The organism is Streptomyces sp. AM25, assembly GCF_058146165.1.
The window spans coordinates 249153-273100 of sequence record NZ_JBKIWN010000015.1; the positions used below are offsets into that span (position 1 = coordinate 249153).

Below are 23948 nucleotides of genomic sequence, written 5' to 3' on the forward strand. Positions count from 1 at the left end.
GCAAGGGCCGCGACGGCGATGCCGCGTGGGGGCGGCAGCGGTCTGCGACGGGGCGGAGTGAGCACAGCCTATCGAAGGAAGGTTCTGTGGCGACATAGGGCGCACGGGAGGCGCACGATGCGTTTCGCCTGCAGTGTGCCCGAATTGAGGATGTTGCCCCGGTTCGGGCCGGGGCGCGCCCCGTAAGGGGCGCGGGGAACTGCGCGAGCAACCACGGGTGACCCGCAGCCGAAGGACCGGGGGCCCCGGGGGCCGAGCCCCCGGGAGCGCGCCCCTATCCCAACCCGAGCTGCCGCGCAGCGGCGTTGGCGTCCACCGGCACGGTGACCGGCTGCGGCGCCCCCGCAACGGCCCAGTCCGGGTCCTTGAGCCCGTTGCCCGTGACCGTGCAGACGATGCGCTGGCCCGGGTCGACCAGGCCCTGTTCGGCCGCCTTGAGGAGGCCCGCCACGCTCGCGGCCGAGGCCGGCTCGACGAAGACGCCCTCCTGGGAGGCCAACAGGCGGTAGGCGGCGAGGATCTGGCGGTCGGTCACCTCGTCGATGAGGCCGCCGGACTCGTCGCGCGCCTGCTCGGCGAACTGCCAGGAGGCGGGGTTACCGATGCGGATGGCCGTGGCGATGGTGTGCGGGTCCTTCACCGGCTCGCCGCGCACGATCGGCGCCGAACCGGAGGCCTGGAATCCCCACATCCGGGGGTTGTGCGTGGACACCGCGTCGGCGGCGTACTCGCGGTAGCCCCTCCAATAGGCGGTGATGTTGCCCGCGTTGCCCACCGGGAGGACGTGGATGTCGGGGGCGTCACCGAGGGCGTCGACGATTTCGAAGGCCGCGGTCTTCTGGCCCTCGATGCGCACCGGGTTGACCGAGTTGACCAGCGCCACCGGGTAGTTGTCGGAGAGCGCGCGGGCCAGCGTCAGGCAGTCGTCGAAGTTGCCGTCGACCTGGAGGATGCGGGCGCCGTGCACCAGCGCCTGGCCCATCTTGCCGAGCGCGATCTTGCCCTGCGGGACCAGCACGGCGCACACCATGCCGGCGCGCACCGCGTAAGCGGCCGCGGAGGCCGAGGTGTTGCCGGTGGAGGCGCAGATGACGGCCTGCGCGCCCTCCTCCTTGGCGCGCGTGATGGCCATCGTCATCCCGCGGTCCTTGAAGGAGCCCGTGGGGTTGGCGCCCTCGACCTTGAGGTGGACCTCGCAGCCGGTGCGCTCGGAGAGGACCTGCGCCGGGACGAGCGGCGTACCGCCCTCGCGCAGCGTCACCACCGGGGTGCTGTCCGTGACCGGAAGGCGGTCGCGGTACTCCTCGATGATGCCGCGCCACTGGTGAGTGCCCGCGGAACCGCGGGAGTTGCTGTTACCGGACATTGCTCTCGTTACTCCCCTTCAACCCGCATGATGCTCGCGACACCGCGGACCGTGTCCAGCTTGCGCAGCGCCTCGACGGTCGCCTGCAGGGCGGCGTCGGCGGCGCGGTGGGTGACCACGACGAGGGACGCCTCGCCGTCCTTGCCCTGCTGGCGGACCGTGTCGATGGACACGCCGTGCTCGGCGAAGACGGTGGCGACCTGGGCCAGGACGCCCGGCTTGTCGGCCACGTCGAGGCTGATGTGGTAGCGCGTGACGACCTCGCCCATGGGGCTCACGGGCAGCCGGGTGTAGGCGGACTCGCCGGGTCCGGTGGTCTCGGCGACCTTGTTGCGGCAGACGGCGACGAGGTCGCCGAGGACCGCGGAGGCGGTCGGCGAGCCGCCCGCGCCGGGCCCGTAGAACATCAGCTGGCCGGCCGCCTCGGCCTCGACGAACACCGCGTTGTACGCCTCGCGGACGGAGGCGAGCGGGTGGCTGAGCGGGATCATGGCCGGGTGCACGCGGGCGGTGACCGACCTCCCGTCCTCGGCGCGCTCGCAGATGGCCAGCAGCTTGATGGTGCAGCCCATCTGCTTCGCGGACGCGAAGTCCGCGGCCGTGACCTCCGTCATGCCCTCGCGGTGCACGTCGTCGAGACGGACGCGGGTGTGGAAGGCGATGCCGGCCAGGATCGCGGCCTTGGCGGCCGCGTCGAAGCCCTCGACGTCGGCGGTCGGGTCCGCCTCGGCGTAACCGAGGGCGGTGGCCTCGTCGAGCGCCTCGGAATAACCGGCGCCGCTCGTGTCCATCTTGTCGAGGATGAAGTTGGTCGTGCCGTTCACGATGCCCAGCACCCGGTTGACCTTGTCGCCCGCGAGGGACTCGCGCAGCGGGCGGATCAGCGGGATGGCGCCGGCCACGGCGGCCTCGTAGTAGAGGTCGGTGCCGTGCGTCTCGGCGGCCGCGTGCAGTTCGGCGCCGCCCTGGGCGAGCAGCGCCTTGTTGGCGGAGACGACGCTCGCGCCGTGTTCGAAGGCCGTGGTGATCAGCGTGCGGGCGGGCTCGATGCCGCCGATGACCTCGACGACCACGTCGATGTCGCCGCGTTTGACGAGCGCCGTGGCGTCGGTGGTGACGAGCTCCGCGGGGACCCCCTCCCGGACCCGGTCCGGGCGGCGCACGGCGATGCCGGCCAGCTCGACCGGTGCACCGATACGGGCGGCGAGGTCGTCCGCGTGCGTCGTCATGATGCGCGTCACCTCGGAGCCGACCACTCCACAGCCCAGCAGCGCCACTTTCAGCGGACGCGTACGCATCATCCGACCTCGTTTCTCGCTCATCATCGGTAGCACCAGTCTCACTCACTGGACGGGGCTTTTCGGGCCCCGTCCACTATTCGAGATCTCTTTCGGCCGCAGCCCCGGCCGCAGCCTCGACCTCAGCCGACGTCGAGACGGAGGAGGTCCTCCTCCGTCTCGCGCCGGACGATCACCCGCGCCGCGCCGTCCTCGACCGCGACGACCGGCGGGCGCAGCGCGTGGTTGTAGTTGCTCGCCATCGAGCGGCAGTACGCGCCGGTGGCCGGGACGGCGAGCAGGTCGCCGGGGGCGGTGTCGGCGGGCAGGAAGGCGTCGCGCACGACGATGTCACCGGACTCGCAGTGCTTGCCGACCACGCGCGCGAGCATCGGCTCGGCGGTGGAGGCGCGGGACGCCAGCGCCACGCTGTACTCGGCGTCGTAGAGCGCGGTGCGGATGTTGTCGGACATGCCGCCGTCCACGCTGACGTAGGTGCGCAGGCCCGGCAGCTCCTTGACCGTACCCACCTCGTACAGCGTGAAGGCCGTCGGGCCGACGATCGCGCGGCCCGGCTCGACGGAGAGCCGCGGCACGGTGAGCCCGGCGGCCCGGCACTCGCGGGTGACGATCTCGCGCAGCGCGCCGGCGATCTCGCGCGGCTCGCGCGGGTCGTCCTCGGAGGTGTAGGCGATGCCGAGGCCGCCGCCGAGGTCGATCTCGGGCAGCTCGACGCCGTGCTCGTCGCGGATCTCCCGCAGCAGGCCGACGACGCGGTGGGCGGCGACCTCGAAGCCGGAGGTGTCGAAGATCTGCGAGCCGATGTGCGAGTGGATGCCGAGCAGTTCCAGCCCGTCGAGCTTGAGCGCCCGGCGCACGGCCTCGGCGGCCTGACCGCCGCCCAGGGCGAGTCCGAACTTCTGGTCCTCGTGGGCGGTGGCGATGAACTCGTGCGTGTGGGCCTCGACGCCGACCGTCACCCGGATCAGCACGCGCTGGCGCTTGCCGAGCCGCTCGGCGATGTGCGCGACGCGCGCGATCTCCTGGAAGGAGTCGAGCACGATCCGCCCGACGCCGGCCTCGACGGCGCGGGTGATCTCCTCGGTGGACTTGTTGTTGCCGTGCAGGGCGATGCGCTCGGCGGGCATTCCGGCGTCGAGGGCGGTGAGCAGCTCGCCGCTGGAGCAGACGTCGAGGTTGAGGCCCTCCTCGTGGATCCAGCGCACGATCGCGCGGGAGAGGAAGGCCTTGCCGGCATAGAAGACGTCGGCCTCCGTGCCGAAGGCGTCGCGCCAGGCGCGGCAGCGGGCGCGGAAGTCCTCCTCGTCGAGGAAGTAGGCCGGGGTGCCGAACTCCTCGGCGAGGGCAGTGGCCTTGAGGCCGCCGACGGTGATGACGCCGTCCGCGTCGCGGGTGACCGTGCGGGACCACACGTGCGCGTCGAGCACGTTGAGGTCGGCCGGGGGTGCCGTGTAGTGGCCCTCCGGAAGGACGTCGGCGTAGCGGGGGCCGGCGGGGTGGGCGGAACGGCTCATGACTCTGATCCCCTCAGAGGTGTGCGGGTGCGGTGACGCCGAGCTGGTGGAGGCCGTCGGCCAGCACCTTGCCCGTGGCCTCGGCGACGGCCAGGCGGGCTCGGTGGACGGCCGAGGGTTTCTCCTCCCCTTGCGGCAGCACCGGGTGGTCGGCCTGCCAGCGCAGGAAGGCGTCGGCGAGCCGCTCGAGATGCCGGGCGAGCCGGCCGGCGTCGCGGGCGGCGGCGATGCGGGGGTGATCGGCGAGGGCGGCGAACAGCGGCCCGTCCCCCGGATCCGCGTCCTCCTCCGCGAGCTCCGGCCCGAAGCCGAGGTCGCGGGCGTTGCGCAGCAGGGCGGCGGTACGGGCGTGGGCGTACCGGATCCGGAAGAGGGGGTTGCTCTCGTGCTGGACGAGGAGCAGGTCACGGTCGAGGCCGGGCGGGCAGAGCAGGCTCCAGCGGGCGGCGTCGGAGCCGAGGCGGGCGAGGAGTTCCGGCGGGGGCGGCGGGAGGTCGAGCGGCTCGCCGCGGCTGTCCGCCTGCAGCAGGCTCCGCACGATCCGTGCCTGGGGGGCGCTCGCCAGCGTGATGTTGAGGAAGCCGGGCCCGGCGATGTCCACCCGGGCGATGCCGGGCTCCGCGGCGAGCCGGCGGCGCAGGATTTCGGCCACTTCGCGGGCGGGGCGGCCGCTGTCCCCGGCGAGCCGCAGCGCGATGTTGGTGGCGTAGTCGCCGCAGCCCGGACGGGGCGGAACGCGCACGGTGACCCGCGACGGCACGGCGGCGCGCAGCTCGTCGGCCTCGACGGCGCAGCGCACGGTGTGCAGCACGGTGCGGGAGACATCGGCGGGGGTCACAGGGCAAGCCTATGCGCTCCGCTGGGGGTGCGGTTCGGCAACTGCGGGTTCGTCGTGGCTGGTCGCGCAGTTCCCCGCGCCCCTCGGGGCGCGGTCATGCACCGCACTCTCCGCCAGTGCTGCGCGGTGCCGCATCAGGCCGCGGACGAGGCGGACCATCTCCGCGGGCTCGAAGGGTTTGGCCAGAAACGCATCCACCCCGGCCGAGCGCCCGCCCTCCAGCTCCCACTGGGTGCAGGCGCTGATGATGGCCACGGGTATGTCCCGGGTGCGCGGGTCGGCCCGCAGCCGGGCGGCGGTGAGCAGCCCGTCGAGCCGGGGCATCACGACGTCCAGGGTCACCACGTCGGGCCGCACCCGGTGCACGATCTCCAGGCACTCGGCACCATCGGCCGCGGTCACCACCTCGAAGCCCTCCAGCTCCAGGTTGACCCTGATCAACTGCCGGATGACCCTGTTGTCGTCCACAACAAGGACCCGGCCGGACAAGCCAGGCACACCCCGAGAGTAGGCGCGCCCCCCGCGCTGCGTCCGGGTTTTCCCCACTTCCACCCCCCTGCGAGCGAGCCCGCCGGCCACAAACGATCACTCGTTGCGGGGCACCTCTCCGGAGCTGCTAATGTTCTACCTGTCGCCGCGAGCGAGCGGACGACGAAAGCCCCCGTAGCTCAGGGGATAGAGCAACGGCCTCCGGAGCCGTGTGCGCAGGTTCGAATCCTGCCGGGGGCACCTCGCATGAGGTGCGAAAAAATCCGCATCAGTCCTCGCGGCCTGCTGCGGAAAATAAGCGCTCGTAGCTTAACGGATAGAGCACTTGACTACGGATCAAGAGGTTGCAGGTTCGAATCCTGCCGAGCGCACATGAGGCCGAAGGCCCGTTCCGATCACTCGGAACGGGCCTTCGGCGTTCTCCGGTCCAGACGGTTCGGACGGTCCAGACCGTTCGGACCGTTCAGACCTTCGGGAAGCTGAACACGTACCCGTGCTCCTTCAGCCACGGAATCGCCTGCTCCAGTGCGGCGACCGTCTGCCCGCGGTTGCCGCCGCCGTCGTGGACGAGGACGATCGGGCCGTCGGTCAGGCCCTGTTCGATCGCCTTGACGATGTGGTCGACGCCGGGGCGTTCCCAGTCGCGGGTGTCGACGCTCCAGCCGAGCGGGCGCATGCCGTGCCGGGCCGCGAGTTCGCGGCTGTAGGGGGTGAAGGCGCCGCCGGGGGCCCGGTAGTAGCGGATCGGCACGCCGCCGCCCGCCGCCTTTTCGATCATCTGCCGGGCGTCGAGGACCTGTTGCGACTGGTAGGACTCCGACCGCTGGTCCATGGCCGTGTTGTGGTCGACGGAGTGGTCGCAGAGGCGGTGGCCGTCGGCGAGGACCTTGCGGACCAGGTCCGGGCGGGCCCGCGCCTCCGGGCCGATCATGCAGAAGACGGCCTTGACGTCGTACTTCTTCAGCAGGGCCAGCACCTTGGGGGTCCAGACGGGGTCGGGGCCGTCGTCGACCGTGATGCTGACGGACTTGCCGCCGGCCTCGGTGTCGTGCGTGATCGACGCGGCCACCCGGCCGTCGCCGGGCGCGGCGGAGGCGGTGGGCGTCGCGGCAGGCTCGGGTGTCAGGTCCTGCGGGGCCGCGGGGTCCCGCGGAACCGCTCCCGCCTCCTCCGTGCCGGAGGCCGGAGCGGCTCGTGCGTACTCCGTGGCCTTGGCCAAGGATCCCGTTATCACTCCGCTGAGCGCCACGACGGACACCGCCACTATGGCGATGTGCCGGTTCCTGCCGGTCGTTCGAGCCATGATTCGGGCCATGAGCAGCCTCCCCCTGGAGCGCCCGCCTGCTTTCTCCTGCTCATAGACGGCGGCTTACCGCAGGACGTTCCCCCGCACGCCCCTGCTCACAGGATGACGGCAGAACCGGCACCCGGCCCATGGAATACCCTCAATTACCCCGTCTTCGTTATCCGTTCGCGATCGTCTCGGCGACCTCCGCCGTGCGGGCGGCCTCCTCGCGGGCGAACCTCTGTGCGTCGAGCTGTTCGGCGATCTCCTCGTCCTGGGCCATGAGGAGGTCGAGGTTCGCGTCGCCCATCTCGAAGACGCCCATGTCGAGGTAGGCCTGTTGCAGTCTCTCGCCCCACAGGCCGATGTCCTTCACACAGGGCACGATGCGGCTGAACAGCAGCCTGCGGAACACCTGCAGGTACGCCGACCGTTCGCTCAGCTCCACCGCGTCGGCCGCGGGCACCCCGAAGTCCGCCAGCACCTCCTCGCCGCGCAGCCGGTCGCGCATCAGCAGGCAGCCCTCGATCACGAACTCCTCGCGCTCGCGGCGCTCCGCGTCCGTCAGCTGCCGGTAGTGGTCGCGCAGCGCCATCCGGCCGAAGGCGACGTGCCGGGCCTCGTCCTGCATCACGTAGGCGAGGATCTGCTTGGGCAGCGGCTTGTCCGTGACGTCCCGCAGCAGGCCGAAGGCGGCGAGGGCCAGGCCCTCGATGAGGACCTGCATGCCCAGACAGGGCATGTCCCAGCGGGAGTCGCGCAGGGTGTCGTCCAGCAGGGCCCGCAGGCTGGGGTTGACGGGGTACGTCGTCCCGATCTTCTCGCGCAGGAACCGGCTGTAGATCTCCACGTGCCGGGCCTCGTCCATGGCCTGGGTCGCGGAGTAGAACTTCGCGTCCAGGTCGGGCACCGCCTCCACGATGCGGGCGGCGCACACCAGCGCCCCCTGCTCGCCGTGCAGGAACTGGCTGAACTGCCAGGCCGCGTAGTGGTGGTGGAGGCTGCGGCGGTCGGCCGCGCTCATCCGGTCCCAGTACCGGCTGCCGTGGATCGGGAGGTTCGCGTCGGGGACGCCCAGCGGGTCGTCCGGGTCGACCTCCAGCTCCCAGTCGATGCGCTTCGCCGCGTCCCACTGCTTGTCCTTGCCCTTCCGGTAGAGGGCCAGCAGGCGTTCGCGTCCGTCGTCGTAGTCCCAGCGGAAGCGGGCGGCCCCGGCGGCCGGGACCGCCCAGACGGTGCCGTCGGGAGCCGGGTCGGGGCGGGCGGGTGTCGTCATCGTCGCGGCCTCCTGTGCCGTCGCGGGGATTGACTTCCCTTGCTGACAAGCAGTCTCATAAGCCTGTGACCGTCGGTAACCCCCAACGTACCCCGGACGCCCCGAAGGTGAGGAGGCATCGGTCATGACCACCGCACCCGGCCGCCCCAGGCCCGCCCGGCTCCCCCACGACGCCCTCGGCCCGCTCAGGGACCGCGAACGGGTCGCCGAGCGGCTGCTGGAGTCCTCCGCACGGCACTCCTTCGACCCGGACGCCGAACTCGACTGGGACGCACCGCCCGAGGACGGCAAGTGGTTCTGGCCCCCGGAGCTGGTCTCGCTCTACGACACCCCGCTGTGGCGGCGGATGCCGGAGGAGCAGCGCAGGGACCTCGCCCGGCACGAGGCCGCGGCGCTGGCCTCGCTGGGCATCTGGTTCGAGATCATCCTGATGCAGCTGCTGGTCCGGCACATCTACGACAAGCCGCTCACCAGCGCCCACGTGCGCTACGCACTCACCGAGATCGCCGACGAGTGCCGGCACTCCAAGATGTTCGCCCGCATGATCCAGAAGGGTGGCGCCCCCGCCTACCCCGTCTCCGGGCTGCACCACGCACTCGGCCGGGTGGCCAAGACGATCACCACCACACCGGGCAGCTTCGCGATGACCCTGCTGGGCGAGGAGATCCTCGACTACATGCAGCGGCTCACCTTCCCCGACGAGCGGGTGCAGACCCTGGTGCGCGGCGTCACCCGCATCCACGTCATCGAGGAGGCGCGCCATGTGCGGTACGCCCGCGAGGAGTTGCGGCGCCAGATGGTCACCGCGCCGCGCTGGGAGGCCGCGTTGACCCGCGTCAGCTCGGGCGAGGCCGCGCGCATCTTCGCGTTCGCCTTCGTCAACCCCGCCGTCTACACCAACGTGGGCCTCGACCGCCGCGAGGCCGTCGCCCAGGTACGGGCCAGCGCCCACCGGCGCGCGGTGATGCAGGCGGGCGCGCAACGGCTGACCGACTTCCTCGACGAGATCGGTGTACTGCGCGGCGCCGGCCGCAGGCTGTGGAGAAGCTCGGGCCTGCTGGCCTGACGGTACCCTGCGGGGATGACCGGGGCCGTCCGCACCACCTACCGCAGGCTGGGCGTCGCCGAGCGCCGGGCACAGCTGATCGCCGCCGCGCTCGGGCTCTTCGCGCACCGCGCGCCGGAGGAGGTCTCGCTGGACGACGTCGCGGCGGCCGCCGAGGTCTCCCGGCCGCTGGTGTACCGCTACTTCCCGGGCGGTAAGCAGCAGTTGTACGAGGCCGCCCTGCGCAGCGCAGCCGACGACCTCGAACTGTGCTTCGCCGAGCCCCAGTCGGGCCCGCTCACGCGCCGCCTCGGGGCCGCACTCGACCGCTACCTCGGGTTCGTCGACGAGCACGACGCGGGTTTCAGCGCCCTGCTGCAGGGCGGCAGCGTCGTCGGGACCTCCCGCACCGGCGCCATCGTGGACGAGGTCCGCGGGGCGGCCGCCGCCCAGATCCTCAAGCACCTGTCCGTGCCCGAGCCCGGGCCGCGGCTGCGCATGATGGTGCGGACCTGGCTCGCGGCCGTCGAGGCGGCGTCACTGATCTGGCTGGACGAGGGGAAGCAGCCGCCGCGGGACGAGCTCCGCGACTGGCTCGTGGACCACTTCGTGGCCCTGCTGACCGCGACCGCGGCGAGCGACGCCCAGGCCGCGGAGGTGGCCCGAGCCGCCTTCGCCCGGGAACCGGCCGAGGGCGCGGCCGGGCGGCTGGCCCGGAGCGCGGTGCCGCTGTTCGAGGAGGCGGGGCACCTGCTGCCCTGAGCCGGGTTGTCAGACCCGGCCCCTACGCTCGTACGCATGCTCGTGAACCGCGCTTACGTATCCCCGGAGCTCGTCGAGGACGGCGAGCGCGACGGCTGGCCCTGGACCGTGCCCTGCGTGCGGGAGCTGCTGGGCGGGGGCATCTCCTTCGAGGCTCCCGTCACGTTCCTGGTGGGCGAGAACGGCTCGGGCAAGTCGACCCTGGTCGAGGCGGTGGCGGAGGCGTACGGGCTGGACGGCCGCGGCGGCCGGGCGGGCCGCAAGTACGCCAACGACCGCCCGGCGTCGGCGCTGGGATCGGTCCTGCAGCTGGACCTCACCCGGACGGGCAGCCGCATGGCGACGGGCCCGCGCAGGCGCAAGAAGGGCTACTTCCTGCGCGCCGAGACCGCCTTCGGCCTGATGGAGACGGTCTGGGGCCTGCCGGGGTACTGGGAGGAGAACACCTCCGAGATGAGCCATGGGGAGGGCTTCCTCACGGTCTTCGAAGCCATGTTCAAGGAACCGGGCCTGTACGTGATGGACGAGCCGGAGGCGGCGCTGTCCTTCTCGTCGTGCATGCAGCTGGTCGCGCTCATGCACCGGCTGGGCCGGACGGGCGCCCAGGTGATCTGCGCGACGCACTCCCCCGTGCTGGCGGCGACCCCCGGCGCACGGATCCTGGAGGTCGGGGAGCACGGCGTCCAGCCGGTCGAGTGGAAGGACCTGCTGCTGGTCGACCACTGGCGGCGGTATCTGGCGGAGCCGGAGGCGTATTTGCGGCACTTGGTGCCGCGGGGGGAGAGACTGGGTCCGTGAGAAGCGAGAAGACGCCCTTCGAGGGCGGGCCCATGGACGGGCGGGTGCTGCCGGTGCTGGTGGGGCTCAATGGGTTGCCGCCCAAGGTGTACCGGATCCCGGTGCCGGCCGCGGAGGACGGCGGGGCGCCGACCGTACTCCGGTACCGGCGGGTGCCGGCCGCGACGACGCGACGGCTGGGGCTGCCGAAGGGGTGGAAGTACGTGTACGAGGCGTAGCGGGGCGCCCCGCGAGGCCCCCGCACGCTCACCCACAAGATTGCGATTAATCGCACTGCGCATGGCACGATCCTCCCGGGGGCACGATCACGCTGCCCGATACCGGAGGTGAGTCCGTGTCAGGACGGTTCGTGCGTTCGGCCTGCGCCGTCGTCGCTCTGCTGGCCGGCGCCGGCGTCCTCGCACCGCCCGCCGCCGCGGCTCCGCCGCCCGCGCAACCGGTCAGCGCTCTCCTCGCCCAGCTCCGGTCGCTGTACCAGAAGACCGAGGAGGCCTCGGAGGCCTACAACGCCACCGAGGAGAAGCTGAAGAAGCAGAGAGCCAAGGTCGACAAGCTCAACGAGGACCTCGCCGAGACCCGGATCGCGCTCACCGCGAGCCGGGACGCCGCGGGCCGGCTCGCCCGCGAGCAGTACCGCGGCACCACGAGCCCGCTCTCCCCGTACGTGACGTTCCTCCTCAGCGGCGACCCGCAGCAGGCCCTCGACCAGAGCCACGAGTGGCGCAGGGCCGCGGGCCGCCGGGCCGTCACCGTCGACCGGCTGACCGCCGGCGAGAAGCGCTCCGCAACGCTCGCCTCGGAAGCCCGCGACGCCCTCAACGTGCAGCAGACCCTGGCCGCCACGCAGAAGCAGCAGCGCGACACGGTGCAGAAGCGCCTCTCCGAGGTCGAGCGGCTGCTCTCCTCCCTCAACGGCGCGCAGCTCGCCGAGCTCCGGCGCCTGGAGGCCGGCCAGGCGGACGACGCCCAGCGCCGGTTCCTCGCCGCCGCCCGCCCGACCGGCTCCCGGACCCCGTCCGCGGCCGGCGCCAAGGCGATCGACTTCGCGTACCGGCAGCTGGGCAAGCCGTACGTGTGGGGCGCCGAGGGCCCCGGGTCCTTCGACTGCTCCGGTCTCACCTCCCAGGCCTGGGCCCACGCGGGCGATGCGATACCGCGCACCAGCCAGGAGCAGTGGGCGTCCCTCCCCCGGGTGCCGCTCAGCGATCTCCGGCCGGGCGACCTGGTGCTGTACTTCGAGGGCGCCACGCACGTCGCGCTCTACATCGGCAACGGCCTGGTGATACAGGCGCCCCGGACGGGCGACCAGGTGAAGATCTCGCCGGTGGCGGGCAATCCGTTGCTGGGTGCGGTACGCCCGGATTCGGGGCAGGCTCCGCTGGCGTCGTACGAACCGCCGACCGGCAGCTGAGCCCCGTCAGGGGCGCGGGGAACTGCGCGACAAGCCACAACCGACCCGCACCCGGGCCACATACTCCCCGGCTTTGGCGGCGTCGTAGAACCACTCGTCGAAGTCCGCCGGATCGTCGAACCCGTTCGCGAAGCGATCGGCAATCGGCTGCAGGCCGACCGCCGCACCCAGCAGGATGCGTACGTGCACCGGCAACGGCCCCAGCATCGCGTTCGTCCACCTGGTCGCATGCCGCGCCCCCGCCCACCAGCGGGCGAACGTCGCCCGCATCCAGGCCGCGTCGAACGGTGCGTCGCCGCGCTCGGTGATCGCGGCGAGGTAGACGGCGGCGCACTTGGCCGCCGAGTTGGCGCCCTGCGCGGCGACCGGGTCGTTGAGCACGACGGCGTCCCCGGCGCCGAGCACCGGCACCCCCGAGGGCAGCAGGCCCACCGGCTCGCGTACGGCGGGGGTGTAGCGGCCGGTCAACGTGGCCTGGGCGTCGGTGAGTTCGACGGCAGTGGCGCGCCCGTACTCCCACGGCGTGAACCGCTCCATCAGCTCCAGCGTCCGGGCCAGGTGTTCGCCCGGGCCCTCGGCCCGGCGGAAGACGTCCAGCGGGCCGCCGGGGGCGCCCTCCCAGAAGAGGATGTCGGCGCGGCCGGAGGCGGTGAGCGCGGGGATCACCCACAGTTCGCCGACGCCGGGCACGAGGTTGCAGCGGACGGCGTCGTACTCGGGGTGTTCCGGGCGCGGGCCCAGGCCGTGGACGTAGGCGAGCGCGAGGCAGCGCTGCGGTGCGGTGTACGGGGAGCGGGCGGGGTCGCGGGCGAAGAGCGAGCCGAGCTCGCCCTTGCCGGCCGCGATCAGCACGAGGTCGTAGCGGTGGGCCAGGAAGTCCAGGTCGGAGACGGCGACGCCGTGCACGACGACGCGGCCGCCGCGCTCGGCGAAGGTCTCCAGCCAGCCCGCCATCTTCAGCCGCTGGTCGACGGACCGGGCGCAGCGGTCCAGCCGGCCGGTCCAGTCGACCACGCGCCGGACCCCGGGGCGGCCGGCCACCGTGCCGGCCATGGACACGCCGAGGCCCTCGATGCGCGGAGCCCGGTCCTCCCAGAAGTGGAGGCCGAGTCCGCGCTCGTGCTGCAGGGCCCGGTGGAACATCACCTGGGTGGACATGACGCGGCCGGAGCGGATCTCGTCGGGCGAGCGGTGCGACATCAGCGTCACGTCGTAGCCCCGCCCCTGGAGTCCCAGGGCCAGCTGGAGGCCGGCCTGGCCGGCTCCGACTATGAGGATCCGGCGCATCTCAGGGGCGTCCGGGGGTGATTTCCAGGGCCCTGCCGACGAGGGTGAGCAGGGTGTCGACGACGGTGATCCGTTTGCGGGCGTCCATCACCAGCACCGGCACCTGTGCGGGCAGGGACAGCGCCTCGCGCACCACCTCGGGCTCGTAACGGGCCGTGCCCTCGAAGTGGTTGACGGCGACGATGTAGGGCAGCCCGCCGCTCTCGAAGTAGTCGAGGGCGGGGAAGCAGTCCTCCAGGCGCCGGGTGTCGACCATCACCACCGCCCCGATGGCCCCGCGCACCAGGTCGTCCCACATGAACCAGAACCGTTTCTGGCCGGGGGTGCCGAACAGGTAGAGCACCAGGTCGGATTCGAGCGTGATGCGCCCGAAGTCCATGGCGACGGTGGTGGTGTCCTTGCCGGGGACCGCCTCGAAGTCGTCCACGGCCTCGCCCGCCTCCGTCATGACGGCCTCGGTGCGCAGCGGGGTGATCTCCGAGACGGAGCCGACGAAGGTGGTCTTGCCGACGCCGAAGCCGCCCGCGATGACGATCTTGGTGACGGCAGGGGCCCGGGAGCGGTCGGTCTGCCAGCTCCGCGGGCCCTGATGGTCCACTTCGGGGCCGCTTGTCGTGTCAGAGCCTGCGTAGTCCACTCTGCACCCTTTCCAGCAACGCGCGATCGGGCCGTCCGGTGGCGTCACCGGTGCCGTAGACGCGGATCCTTCCCTGGTCTGCGAGGTCGCCGAGGAGCACCCGCACCACGCCCAGCGGCATCTTCAGCAGTGCGGAGACCTCGGCGACCGAGCGCAGCCTCCTGCACAGCCCGACGATGGCGCGGATCTCGGGCATCACCCGGGCGGCCAGTCCGCCGGGGGCCGGCGCGGGCTCCTCGTCGGGGTCGGCCGAGGCGGCCACGAAGGTCTCCACGAGCAGCACGTGGCCGAAGCGGGTGCGTCCGCCGGTGAGCGAGTACGGGCGGACGCGCGCCGTTCTCCGGCTCTGCGCGGCCGCGCGGGTGACCGGGCCGACGGCGGAGATGACCGGTGGGGCGGTCGCGGTGGTCACCGGACCGCCTCCACCGACCGCCGCAGCTCGCGCCGGAGTTCGGGCGTGAGCACGTGTCCGGCCCGGCCCACGAAGAGCGCCATGTGGTAGGCGACGACGCTCATGTCGCAGTCGGGGGCGGTGTGGACGCCCAGCAGCGAGCCGTCGCTGATGGTCATGACGAACAGGCTGCCGTGGTCCATGGCGACCATGGTCTGTTTGACCGGGCCGCCGTCCATCAGCGTCGCCGCCCCCGTGGTCAGGCTGCCCAGCCCGGCGACGATGGTGGCCAGGTCGGCGGAGGAGCCGCGCGGGCCCTCCTCGCGGCCCGCCGCTCCCGCGGCGACCGATTGTCCGTCCGGTTCGGAGGAGAGCAGCAGCAGCCCGTCCGAGGAGACGACGGCGACGGACAGCACGCCCGCGACCTCCTCGACCAGATCGGTCAGCAGCCAGTGCAGGTTGCGGGCTTCGCTGCTCAGTCCCCCGAGCGTGGTGTCCATGGTGCCGACGGGGGTGACGGGCGTCGCCCCCTGGGAAAATGCAGTCAACCGCGTGCCTCCTCGACAGTGCCGCCGTCGTCCGATGCCCCCGTGCGACGCCGACCAATATCACGTTCCGTCAACTCCGCCTCGACATCGCGCCGTCCGTCCCGGGCGCCCTGCTGGAATCCGGCGAGCTTGCGGCGCAGTGCGTCGGCGTCCACACCGTGCCGCACGCTGAGCGGCACGGGCTTCTGGGCGACGGTCCGCGGCGTGCGCTTGGGCAGGCCCGTCCCGGTGACCTCGCGGGGCGGCGGCACGGGCCGGGGGGCCGGTGGCTCCGGGGCGGGGGCGGGTTCCGCGGGGCGGCGGGGGGCCGGGGCCCCGGGGCGGGCGTGGCGGCCCGGCGGGGGGCGGTGGCCGTCCCGTACGGCGCGGAGCTCCATCGTCCGCTCGGAGTCGTCGGGCGCCGTGGCGTGGACCGGCGAGCGGTGTGCGGTTTCAGTCTTACGGAGGGAGCGGCCGGGCAGCGTATGGGAGTTGGCCTCGGCGACGGCGCCCGGCAGGTTGACGCGCGGCGGTGCCGTGCCGGCGCCGGGCACGGGCGGTGCCGCGGCGGGATCGGGCGGCGGGGCGTCGGTGGGCAGCAGGTGGGCGGGCAGTACGACGACGGCCGTGATGCCGCCGGGCCGCTGCTCGCGCAGCTTGACGCGCACCCCGTGCCGGGCGGCGAGCCGGGCGACGACGTACAGGCCGAGGCCCATGACGGGGCGGGCCGCCTCGTCGCCCGGCCCCTGGCCCTGCTTGCGCGTCCCCAGGGGGATCCGGCCCGGGTCCGGATCGGGCTGCGCGAGGAGGGCGTTGAGCTCCTCCAGACGCTCGGGGGACATGCCGATGCCCTCGTCCTGGACGGAGAGCATGACCTCGCCGTTCTCCAACAGCCATCCGGAGACCTGCACTTGCACGTCCGGCGGCGAGAACGCGGTGGCGTTCTCCAGCAGTTCGGCCACCAGGTGACTGACATCGTCCGCCGCGAACCCGACGAGCTGGGACCGGGCGGGCAGGGAGTGGATGCGGACGCGCTCGTAGCGCTCGATCTCGCTGACGGCCGCCCGCAGCACGTCCAGCAGGGGGACGGCCCCGGTGTGCCCGCCGCCGTGCTCGGCTCCGGCGAGGACCAGCAGGTTCTCGTTGTGGCGGCGCATGCGCGTGGCAAGGTGGTCAAGTTTGAACAGCACGGCGAGACGGTCCGGATCGGCCTCGTGGGCCTCCAGGGACTCGATGACCGACAGCTGCCGCTCGACCAGGCCCAGGGTGCGCAGCGAGAGGTTGACGACGGTGGCGTGGATCCGCCCGGTGAGGCAGGACAGCCGGTCGGCGAGCTCCTGGTGCCGGGCGCGCAGCGTGTCGCGCTCCTCGGCCATGTCGCGCCGGGCGCCGTCGAGCCGGGTGCGCTCGCCCTCCAGGAAGTTCATGCGCTCCCGCTGCCGGACGATCGTGCCGTGCAGCACGTTGACCGACCGGGCGATCTCGGCGAACTCGTCGTCCCGGCCCTTGACGGCGACCGGGTCGCGCGTCAGCGGCTCGGCGCACACGCGCCGGGCACCGCGCCGCAGCGCGGACAGCGGCCGGGTGACCGAACGGGCGGCGGCGGTGCCGGTGCCGAGGGCGAGGAGGAAGCACAACGCGGCCAGGGCGCTGCGGACTTCGAGGGCTTCGAGGTCGTGGGTGCGCAGCCGGGCGAGGCGGGCCATGGCGTCCGTGGCGAGGCCGGACTCGACCCCGCGCATGGCCTCGATCCGGGCGGTCAGGGCCGCACGGATCTCCTCCGGCGATCTGGTGCCCTCCGCGTCGGCCGCCGCCGTGGCGGGCGGGCCGGCGACGAGGTGGTCGAGCAGGGCGTCGGCATCGGCGCTGCCGGGGCCGCCGACGGCGCGGGCGTACGAGTCCCGCGTGTCGGCCCCGGCCAGCTGCCGGAAGTCGGCGAGGGCGGACCGCTCGCGCAGCGCGGACTGCTGGGCGGCGGCGCCGAGTTCGGAGCGGCCGCGGGCGGCGAGGGCGGCCAGCAGCAGCCCGCGGGTGGCCGAGGCCTCCTCGACGGCGCGGCCCAGCGGGGGCAGCGCGGCCGCGTCCCCCGCGGCCGCGCGGGCGGGCAGCCGGTGGACGAGCGCGCCGCCGACCCCGTGCAGGGCCTGCACGACGGCGGTGTAGGCGGTGAAGACCGTCAGGGCGTCACCGGGCCCGGCGAGGGCCTTGCGGCGCACCTCGGGGAGCCCGTCGAGGAGGTCCCGCACGGACGCCGGGGCGGAGTGTCCGAAATCCTCGATCTGCCGGTCCACACGGGCCCGTTGGGCGTCCGGCACGGCGGGCGCGCTGCCGCGCCCCGCGGCCGCGTAGGCGGTCATGGCGTCGCGCTCGTCGGCCAGGGAGTGCGCGAGCGCGACGGCGGCGCTGTCGGCCTTGGCGAACGCGGCCAGCCGCTGGGACTCCTCGCGGTCCCGCAGGGCGTCGGCGATGCCGAAGGCGCCTGCTCCGAGCACCGTGAGCGACACGACCGTCACGGAGGCGATGAGCCGGTTGCGGGCGCGGGCGGTGCGCTCCGGCACCGCCGTGGTCTGCTGCTCGCGCTGGCCGCCCCGAAGCCGCTTCTTCCGCACCGGTGCTCACAATCTGCTCGCGTCCGTCCCGCCCCTGGTCCTGCGGTACTGATTTGACCCTTTCAGCACCCGTCTGAGGCAGGCCTGCTTCACTCCCCCGCTCATTCGAAGGAGTGAAGCTCACCCGGAACTTCACGTTGGATCCCCTGATTCCTGCTGACGGCACCCGCCGCGTTTCCCCCCGGCACGTGCCCACCCGGTAAACCGCCCGGCACGCCGGAAGGATGCGCGCCAACGGCCAGGGAAATTCCGGCATCCTGCACACTGGCCGCATGCGTATCGAACTCGCCACTCAGCCGGGTGTTCCGGGGCGCCGGAACGAGGATTTCGCGTCGGTGAGCGGAGGGGCGGACGGCGCGTTCGTCCTTCTCGACGGGGTGACGCCGCCGGAGGACGGCGGTACGGGGTGCCGGCACGGGGTGCCGTGGTTCGTGGAGCGGTTGGGCGGAGCGCTGCTCCACCTGGCAGGCGTCGAACGGGAGTTGACTCTCGCCTCATGCCTGTCGGCCGCCATCGACCGTACGGCTGCGGCTCATCGGGACACGTGCGACCTGACGCACCGGCGGACGCCGCAGACGACGGTGGTCGTCGCGCGGTGGGACGCGGAGCGGGTGGAGTATCTGGTGCTGTCGGACTCGGTGTTGCTGTTGTCGGACGGGCGCGGGGTGCGTGCCGTCCAGGACGACCGGATCGACCGGCTGGCCGCGCTCGGCCCCGTGACGGACGCCCAGCGCAACGCGGAGGGCGGCTTCTTCACGGCCGCCGCGGATCCGGCCGTGGCCGCCCGCGCCGTCACGGGTGCGCTGCCGCGGGCGGAGGTGCGGGCACTGGCGGCGCTGACGGACGGGGCGAGCCGGTGGGTGGAGGTGTTCGGGGAGGGGGACTGGGCGGATTGCGCCGCCCTTCTGTCCAAGGAGGGGCCGCAGGCACTGATCGACCGCGTACGCGCGGCGGAGCGGGCCACCGAGCGGCGCCTCGGCAAGCGGCACGACGACGCGACGGCGCTGTACGTGGTGCCGTAGAGGGGCGCCCCGTAAGGGGCGCGGGGCTGTTTCGATTTGCGGCTCCGCCGCGTGGGCGCGTGCGCCCCGTAAGGGGCGCGGGGAACTGCGCGATCGGCCACGACGGACCCGCAGCCGCCGAACCGGGCCCAGAAACCCCTAACCCTCCGCGCTCACGTTCAGCTGATGCAAAAGCCTCGCCAGCTCCGCAATCTCGTTCCGGTCCCAGTCGGCCAGCTTGCTCATGTACTGCGCCCGCCGCGCATCGCGAACCCGCTGGAAGCGGGCCCCGCCCTCCTCCGTGACACGGATCAGGGACGCCCGGCCATCGGCCGGATCCGGCTCCCGCTCGACGAATCCCAGCTCGCACAGCGCCCGCAGCTGGCGGCTCATCGTGGCCTTCCCGACCCCGAAATAGGCAGCGAGGTCCGTGGCCCGCTGCTGCCCGGCCTCCACGAGGCGGATCAGCAGCCCGTAGGCCGCCGGCTCCAGGTCGGGGTGGACCTCCCGGGCCATCTCCCCGGACGAGGCGCGGGCCCGGCGCAGGAACACGGCCAGCTCGCGCTCCAGGGCGAGAAATTCCTCGTGGTCCATGCCTTCGCCGGGCTCCGGGGTACCGGTCTGGTGCACGTCAGGCCCTCTCCGCCTCATTTCGGCTTTCAGCCGATGAAAAGTTCTCGGGTCCGCGGACCGTTGCCGCAGCTCTGTCAGTATTTCGCAGGATTAGACCAACGGCAGCACCCCGGGGCCCTGTCGCGGCGTGTATCTGCGCCCATAGCTTCGGTAATGGCATGGTCATACCAACCTAGCCCCCACCCAGGCACCGGAGGCACGCCAATGCCCGTGCACTGCTCCGGCCGGGAGCGCCGCAGACCCATCGCGGTGCCCCGGCCGCTCGTCCCCCTGCTGTCCGTCCTGGCCGCCCTGGCCCTGCTGATCACCCTGCCCGGTGCGGCCGACGCGTCGTACGCCCCCACGAAGCACCCCACCCACCCCGCGCAGGACTGGATGGGCGTCACCGTCCCGGACCACGAACGCGGCCAGGACGAGGGCCAGGGCTCGCGGTCCGCCTCCGTCGAGGGCGTCGACGTCAGCAGCCACAACGGCAACGTTTCCTGGTCCAAGCTGAAGAAGAGCGGGGCCCGCTTCGCCTACGTCAAGGCGACCGAGGGCACCAGCTACACCAGCCCCTACTTCACCCAGCAGTACGACGGCTCGTACGACGCCGGCATGATCCGGGGCGCGTACCACTTCGCCCTGCCCGACAACTCCAGCGGCACTTCACAGGCGGACTACTTCGCCCGGCACGGCGGCGGCTGGTCGCACGACCACAAGACGCTGCCGGGCGTCCTCGACCTGGAGTGGAACCCCTACGGGGACGCCTGCTACGGGATGAGCTCGGACGAGCTGATCGACTGGGTGGGCGACTTCTTCGACCGCTACTACCGCCGCACCGGGCGGGAGGCCCTGCTCTACACGGCCACCAAGTGGTGGAAGGAGTGCATGGGGAACTACAGCAGGTTCGGCGACGTCAATCCGCTGTGGATACCGCAATACGGCAAGTCCGTAGGGGAGCTCCCGAGGGGCTGGTCCTTCCACACCATCTGGCAGTACACCGACTCGGGCCCGACGGTCGGTGACCACAACCGCTTCAACGGCGCGTTCAGCCGCCTGCAGGCGCTGGCCGACGGCTGAGGCACACGGCGGGGCCCCCGGCACATCGGCGCCGGGGGCCCTTGGCGTTGCGTGCGTCAACCGCAGGTGCCCGCGGGGCGGGTCCGCGTCACCAGGTCGGTGAAGCCGGTCGTGCCGTCGAGCCACACCACCTGCCGGCCGCCGGCAGCGGCGGCGGAGAACTGCTCACCGCGGTTGCAGGAGACCCGGCCGAGCGCCCGGCCGTCCGCGGAGAACTGCCACAGCTTGGCCGTGGACTGATTGCCGGTCGGCAGGCCCGGCGGCTGCGAGGTGACGGTCACCGCGTCCTGGGAGACGGTCAGGTCGAAGGGGAAGAGGCCGGCGGCGGCCTCCTTGCTCAGATCCACGGCACCCGTGCCGTCGAGCGCAGCGCGCCGCACGCCCATCTGGCCCGTGCCCTTGGACTCGTCGGCCAGCCAGAAGACGTTCTTGCCGTTGATGCCGGTCTGGCCGATGCCCTCGGGCGTGCCGAGCTGCCGGGTCAGGGTCTTCTTGCCGGTCATGAGGTCGAGCACCTCGGTACCGAACTTGTAGGTGCCGTTCTCGGGATAGAGCTTGGCGTAGGCGATGCGGCCGTTGCCGATCGAGGGCATGGCGGTGGCGGACTTGTACGTGGCCCGGTCCTCGACGAAGACCGCTGCCGGGTCGCTCAGCCTCAGGTAGCCCACATGCCGGGTGCCGATGCGGGACGCGGTCTCGAAGACCACGACGTCACCGTCGACCCGCACCCCGGAGAGCGGTGCCTTGCCGGACCGCAGCGTCTTGATCGGCCCGCCCGCGAGCGGCCGGGCGAGGATGTCGATGCCCTTCGGCCCGTACGCCAGCCAGACCACCGTCCTGCCGTCGGTCACCGGACTGACGTGGTAGCGGCCGTCGTTGGGGCTGATGAGCTTCGGGGCGCCCTTGCCGTCGGCGCGTCCTGCCCAGACCGAGTACGCCTCGGTACCGGAGTCGTTGGACTGGGAGGCGGCCCACCAGCCACCGCCCGCGCCGACGGACGACTCGACGGTGTCGACCTTGCCGAGCAGGACGTCGGTGTCGACACCGAGCGCCAGTTCCCAGTCGGTGACGATGCCGTGGGCGTTGAAGGAGCGGGTGACCGTGTTGACGTCGCCGGAGGAGAGGCCCAGGTCCCTGGCGGCGGCGATGACCGCGTTGCGGCCCTCGGTGTAGCCGTCCAGCGGCGTCATGTACTCCGACAGCGCTTTGTAGACGATGCGGTCGGCGAGCTTGCCGCCGAGGTCCTTGCGGATGTCCCACAACGCACCGGAGAAGATGGTGGAGTTGAGGTGCACACCGCCGTTGTCGGTGGCGAAGCCGACGCCGAGGAAGTTCTTCGAGGTCGTCGCGCCGTCGTTGAGGTCGCGGAACGCGCACTCGCGCGGCGACTTCCTGCGGCACAGGTGTCCGCCGAGGAGCCCGGAGTCCGGGTCGTCCATGGACACTCCGGCGGCGTCCACGGAGATGGCCTGGCCGAAGTAGTCGGCGAGGGCCTCGTTGAGGGCGCCGGACTGGCCCGCGTAGACGAGGTCGGCTGTGTGCTCCACGACGCCGTGGGTCATCTCGTGGCCGACGACGTCCAGATCGGCGGAGAGCGTCCGGTACTCGTCGTTGCCGCCGCCGTAGACCATCTTGGTGCCGTCCCAGAAGGCGTTGATGTACGCCGAGCCGGACTCGGTGACGCCGACGAGGGAGTTGATGGCCATGCCACGGCCGTCGAGGCTGTCGCGGCCGTGGACGTTCTTGTAGTAGTCGTAGACCTTGCCGGCCGCCCAGTGGGCGTCGACGGCACCGGCCTCGGTGGCGTCCGCGCCGAAGGCGGGGGTGGTGGAGCCGAACTCCTTGATGTCGCCGGGCCATTGGCCGGACACCTCGCCGACGTCCTTGCCGCGGGCGTCCCAGGTGGCGATCTCGTTGCTCATGCGGGTGGTGTCGCGCATGACGTATTCGTTGCGGCCGGGGTCCTTGGTGAGGTTGAGGTCGACGGTGGTGCCGTCGTACTTGACGCCGGAGCCGGTGGCGGGGGCGGGAACGTCGGCCGTGATCCCGGCCTTGGCGGGCGCTGCGGTCCTGGCAGCCCCGAAGGTCTTGATCCCGCTGTACTGCAGCACGGGATAACCGGCCTGGGCGTCGATGTAGACCTCGCGGAGGACCGGTTCGCCGGTGGCGGGGTTGGTGCCGCGGACGGTGACGTGCTGGGTGAGCACGCCGTCGCCCTTGGGCAGCACGACGAGCCCGCGGGCGGTGCCGCCGAGGGACTCGGCGGACGGGGTCAGCCCTTGGCGCTCCGGCCGGCCGATGTCGGTCTTGTCGAGCGCCCGCCCGCCGATCTGGGCCCGCACGGCGGCGACGGCACGCTCGACGGCGACGTCTTGGGTCACGGCCGCCCTGGTGTCGGCCGTCAGCCGGGTGAAGTACCGCCCGGAGGTGCCGGTGACGACGCGCTTGCCGCCCTTCCTCTCCATCCGGACGACGTACTGCCCGCCGAGGACGTCGATACCGCGGTGCTTCTGCTGCAGCCGGACGGTCTCGGTGGCGCCGGTGCTCTGCGTCTGCAGCGGTTCGAGATCACGCTGCGGATCGCCGATGTGGTACCGGCCCTGCTTGTCCGCGAGGTGCTCGCGGGCGGCGTCGGCGGCGTTGCCGGTGGCCTTGGCGCGGTCGCGGATGCCGTCGACGAGGGAGGGGGTGGAGGTTCCCTTCCCGGGGACGACTTCGACGCGCTCACCGGGTGCCGCGTGCGCGGGCACCGCGGAAACGACGAGGGCGACAGCGCCGAGTAGCGCTGCCGCCCCTGCTATGCCGGATGTGCCGGCCGGTCTTCTTCCCGAACCTGCTCTGGGCTTGCGCAAGGAGTTCCCCCTCCGTCACGTGTGGTCGGGCATATGCAATCGGCGCGACGGAGCCGGATCAATGGCGCGTACGCCCAGAGGGTCAACTTCCGGCCGAATGAAGCTGATTGCCGGTTCCGGCAAGGCGATGCAGACTGAGCCGTCGCCTTCCACGAGGAGTGTCATGGCCAAGGTCACCATCAGCCTGGACAGCGATCTGGCGATCGAGGTCATGCTGCTGTCGGGCACCAGAAGCCCGCAGGACGCGGTCGAGTTGATCGTGCGCGACTACTTGGCCAAGGGGCGCCGCACCGAGGCCCGCACCGGCAACGCGGCGGACGAGGACCGCCTGGCCGGCCGGAGGGCGGCGGTGGAGGAGGGGTGACGTCGTGGACGGCGACTACTCGACGACGAAGGTTCCCTTGGCGGGCAGAGTGACCAGAAGGCCCCGGTCCCGCAGTTCCTGAATGGCACGGCGGGTGGTGCCGATCGCCACCCCGTACTGCTCGGCCAAGTCCCGCTCGCCCGGCAGCCGGGCGCCCCGCTTCAGCGCGCCCGCTTCGATCTGGGCAGCGATGTGGTCTGCGACCTGCATGTACACGTAGGCCGCACGCGTCGGGTCGATGGGCGAAGCGCCCTGCTCACCTGCCATGTCAGTCAACATAGAGCAACGAGCCGCAACACGTTGGAGTGGATAGCGTCTTACTGCTCTATACCGCTCCATCAATCGCTATACGTTCGCGGCATGTGAGACCCCGGCGGCGCCTGCCAGCGCCCCGGGGCATGGCCAACGCTGATGAGGAGCGTCGACGTGCGCGAGGCTATCGCCGGGTGGTTCAGGCAGGCGAGGACAGAGCTCTGCTTCGCCGGTACGAACAGGGCGGAAGG

Annotated in this window: 23 protein-coding genes and 2 tRNA genes; 10 read left to right on the forward strand and 15 right to left on the reverse strand. The window is 72.2% G+C overall.

The window, feature by feature from the left end:
* Positions 1-274: 274 nt before the first annotated feature.
* From thrC to ACLHRZ_RS21745, 5 genes are all read right to left on the reverse strand, one after another.
* Positions 275-1366 carry a threonine synthase gene (thrC, locus tag ACLHRZ_RS21725; RefSeq protein WP_490420154.1) on the reverse strand — a complete coding sequence of 364 codons (1092 nt, stop codon included), beginning with the start codon at positions 1364-1366 and terminating at the stop codon, positions 275-277.
* An 8-nt stretch (positions 1367-1374) separates the two neighbouring features.
* Positions 1375-2667: a homoserine dehydrogenase gene (locus ACLHRZ_RS21730; protein ID WP_490420155.1), complete on the reverse strand. Its 1293-nt coding sequence runs from the start codon at positions 2665-2667 to the stop codon at positions 1375-1377.
* A 119-nt stretch (positions 2668-2786) separates the two neighbouring features.
* The gene (gene lysA, locus ACLHRZ_RS21735) at positions 2787-4178 is read right to left on the reverse strand and encodes a diaminopimelate decarboxylase (RefSeq protein ID WP_490420156.1); all 1392 of its coding nucleotides are present in this window, start codon (positions 4176-4178) and stop codon (positions 2787-2789) included.
* A 13-nt stretch (positions 4179-4191) separates the two neighbouring features.
* The gene (gene nrtL / locus ACLHRZ_RS21740; RefSeq protein ID WP_490420157.1) at positions 4192-5016 is read right to left on the reverse strand and encodes an ArgS-related anticodon-binding protein NrtL; all 825 of its coding nucleotides are present in this window, start codon (positions 5014-5016) and stop codon (positions 4192-4194) included.
* A 9-nt stretch (positions 5017-5025) separates the two neighbouring features.
* Positions 5026-5562: a response regulator transcription factor gene (locus ACLHRZ_RS21745; protein WP_490420158.1), complete on the reverse strand. Its 537-nt coding sequence runs from the start codon at positions 5560-5562 to the stop codon at positions 5026-5028.
* Positions 5563-5673: 111 nt separating this feature from the next.
* On the opposite strand from ACLHRZ_RS21745, the gene ACLHRZ_RS21750 reads away from it, so the two are divergent.
* Together ACLHRZ_RS21750 and ACLHRZ_RS21755 are read left to right on the forward strand one after the other, a co-directional pair.
* Positions 5674-5745: transfer RNA gene (locus ACLHRZ_RS21750), tRNA-Arg, on the forward strand.
* 58 nt (positions 5746-5803) lie between these two features.
* Positions 5804-5876, forward strand: a tRNA-Arg gene (locus ACLHRZ_RS21755).
* Positions 5877-5968: 92 nt separating this feature from the next.
* On the opposite strand, the gene ACLHRZ_RS21760 is transcribed toward ACLHRZ_RS21755, so the two are convergent.
* Together ACLHRZ_RS21760 and ACLHRZ_RS21765 are read right to left on the reverse strand one after the other, a co-directional pair.
* Positions 5969-6808, reverse strand: coding sequence for a polysaccharide deacetylase family protein (locus tag ACLHRZ_RS21760; RefSeq protein ID WP_490420159.1), 840 nt, complete (start codon positions 6806-6808; stop codon positions 5969-5971).
* Positions 6809-6968: 160 nt separating this feature from the next.
* Positions 6969-8066, reverse strand: a complete 1098-nt coding sequence (locus tag ACLHRZ_RS21765) for a ferritin-like domain-containing protein (protein WP_490420160.1) — start codon at positions 8064-8066, stop codon at positions 6969-6971.
* 124 nt (positions 8067-8190) lie between these two features.
* Between ACLHRZ_RS21765 and ACLHRZ_RS21770 the strand changes: the two genes are divergently transcribed.
* The 5 genes from ACLHRZ_RS21770 to ACLHRZ_RS21790 all read left to right on the forward strand — a co-directional run bounded on the left by ACLHRZ_RS21770 (position 8191) and on the right by ACLHRZ_RS21790 (position 12082).
* Positions 8191-9132 carry an AurF N-oxygenase family protein gene (locus tag ACLHRZ_RS21770; protein ID WP_490420161.1) on the forward strand — a complete coding sequence of 314 codons (942 nt, stop codon included), beginning with the start codon at positions 8191-8193 and terminating at the stop codon, positions 9130-9132.
* 15 nt (positions 9133-9147) lie between these two features.
* On the forward strand, positions 9148-9873 hold the full coding sequence (locus tag ACLHRZ_RS21775) for a TetR/AcrR family transcriptional regulator (RefSeq protein ID WP_490420162.1): 726 nt from the start codon (positions 9148-9150) through the stop codon (positions 9871-9873).
* A 36-nt stretch (positions 9874-9909) separates the two neighbouring features.
* Positions 9910-10671 carry an AAA family ATPase gene (locus ACLHRZ_RS21780; RefSeq protein WP_490420163.1) on the forward strand — a complete coding sequence of 254 codons (762 nt, stop codon included), beginning with the start codon at positions 9910-9912 and terminating at the stop codon, positions 10669-10671.
* Positions 10668-10889 carry a DUF8847 domain-containing protein gene (locus ACLHRZ_RS21785; protein WP_490420164.1) on the forward strand — a complete coding sequence of 74 codons (222 nt, stop codon included), beginning with the start codon at positions 10668-10670 and terminating at the stop codon, positions 10887-10889. The genes ACLHRZ_RS21780 and ACLHRZ_RS21785 overlap by 4 nt, the downstream gene beginning before the upstream one ends.
* Positions 10890-11005: 116 nt before the next feature.
* Positions 11006-12082, forward strand: a complete 1077-nt coding sequence (locus ACLHRZ_RS21790; protein WP_490420165.1) for a C40 family peptidase — start codon at positions 11006-11008, stop codon at positions 12080-12082.
* 6 nt (positions 12083-12088) lie between these two features.
* On the opposite strand, the gene ACLHRZ_RS21795 is transcribed toward ACLHRZ_RS21790, so the two are convergent.
* The 5 genes from ACLHRZ_RS21795 to ACLHRZ_RS21815 are packed head-to-tail and all read right to left on the reverse strand — an operon-like array spanning position 12089 to position 17533.
* The gene (locus ACLHRZ_RS21795) at positions 12089-13369 is read right to left on the reverse strand and encodes a styrene monooxygenase/indole monooxygenase family protein (protein WP_490420166.1); all 1281 of its coding nucleotides are present in this window, start codon (positions 13367-13369) and stop codon (positions 12089-12091) included.
* A 1-nt stretch (position 13370) separates the two neighbouring features.
* Positions 13371-14006 carry a GTP-binding protein gene (locus ACLHRZ_RS21800; RefSeq protein ID WP_490420167.1) on the reverse strand — a complete coding sequence of 212 codons (636 nt, stop codon included), beginning with the start codon at positions 14004-14006 and terminating at the stop codon, positions 13371-13373.
* Positions 13987-14418: a DUF742 domain-containing protein gene (locus ACLHRZ_RS21805; RefSeq protein WP_490420168.1), complete on the reverse strand. Its 432-nt coding sequence runs from the start codon at positions 14416-14418 to the stop codon at positions 13987-13989. Before ACLHRZ_RS21805 ends, ACLHRZ_RS21800 begins: the two co-directional genes overlap by 20 nt.
* Positions 14415-14897, reverse strand: a complete 483-nt coding sequence (locus ACLHRZ_RS21810; protein ID WP_490420223.1) for a roadblock/LC7 domain-containing protein — start codon at positions 14895-14897, stop codon at positions 14415-14417. Before ACLHRZ_RS21810 ends, ACLHRZ_RS21805 begins: the two co-directional genes overlap by 4 nt.
* Positions 14898-14941: 44 nt before the next feature.
* Positions 14942-17533: a sensor histidine kinase gene (locus ACLHRZ_RS21815; RefSeq protein WP_490420169.1), complete on the reverse strand. Its 2592-nt coding sequence runs from the start codon at positions 17531-17533 to the stop codon at positions 14942-14944.
* 272 nt (positions 17534-17805) lie between these two features.
* Here ACLHRZ_RS21815 and ACLHRZ_RS21820 point away from each other — a divergent pair, with 272 nt between their 5' ends.
* Positions 17806-18555, forward strand: coding sequence for a protein phosphatase 2C domain-containing protein (locus ACLHRZ_RS21820; RefSeq protein WP_490420170.1), 750 nt, complete (start codon positions 17806-17808; stop codon positions 18553-18555).
* Positions 18556-18693: 138 nt separating this feature from the next.
* Here ACLHRZ_RS21820 and ACLHRZ_RS21825 read toward each other — a convergent pair whose 3' ends face one another.
* Entirely contained in the window at positions 18694-19128 is a 435-nt protein-coding gene (locus ACLHRZ_RS21825) for a MarR family winged helix-turn-helix transcriptional regulator (protein WP_490420224.1), read from the reverse strand.
* 243 nt (positions 19129-19371) lie between these two features.
* On the opposite strand from ACLHRZ_RS21825, the gene ACLHRZ_RS21830 reads away from it, so the two are divergent.
* Positions 19372-20229, forward strand: a complete 858-nt coding sequence (locus ACLHRZ_RS21830; protein ID WP_490420171.1) for a lysozyme — start codon at positions 19372-19374, stop codon at positions 20227-20229.
* A 56-nt stretch (positions 20230-20285) separates the two neighbouring features.
* Here the strand turns inward: ACLHRZ_RS21830 and ACLHRZ_RS21835 are convergent, their stop codons facing one another.
* Positions 20286-22979 (reverse strand): M4 family metallopeptidase, encoded by a 2694-nt coding sequence (locus ACLHRZ_RS21835; protein WP_490420172.1) that lies wholly within the window; start codon positions 22977-22979, stop codon positions 20286-20288.
* Positions 22980-23244: 265 nt separating this feature from the next.
* On the opposite strand from ACLHRZ_RS21835, the gene ACLHRZ_RS21840 reads away from it, so the two are divergent.
* Positions 23245-23445: a hypothetical protein gene (locus tag ACLHRZ_RS21840; protein ID WP_490420173.1), complete on the forward strand. Its 201-nt coding sequence runs from the start codon at positions 23245-23247 to the stop codon at positions 23443-23445.
* A 15-nt stretch (positions 23446-23460) separates the two neighbouring features.
* Here ACLHRZ_RS21840 and ACLHRZ_RS21845 read toward each other — a convergent pair whose 3' ends face one another.
* A complete protein-coding gene (locus ACLHRZ_RS21845) occupies positions 23461-23712 on the reverse strand; it encodes a GntR family transcriptional regulator (RefSeq protein ID WP_490420174.1) in 252 nt (83 codons plus the stop codon).
* Positions 23713-23948 lie beyond the last annotated feature (236 nt).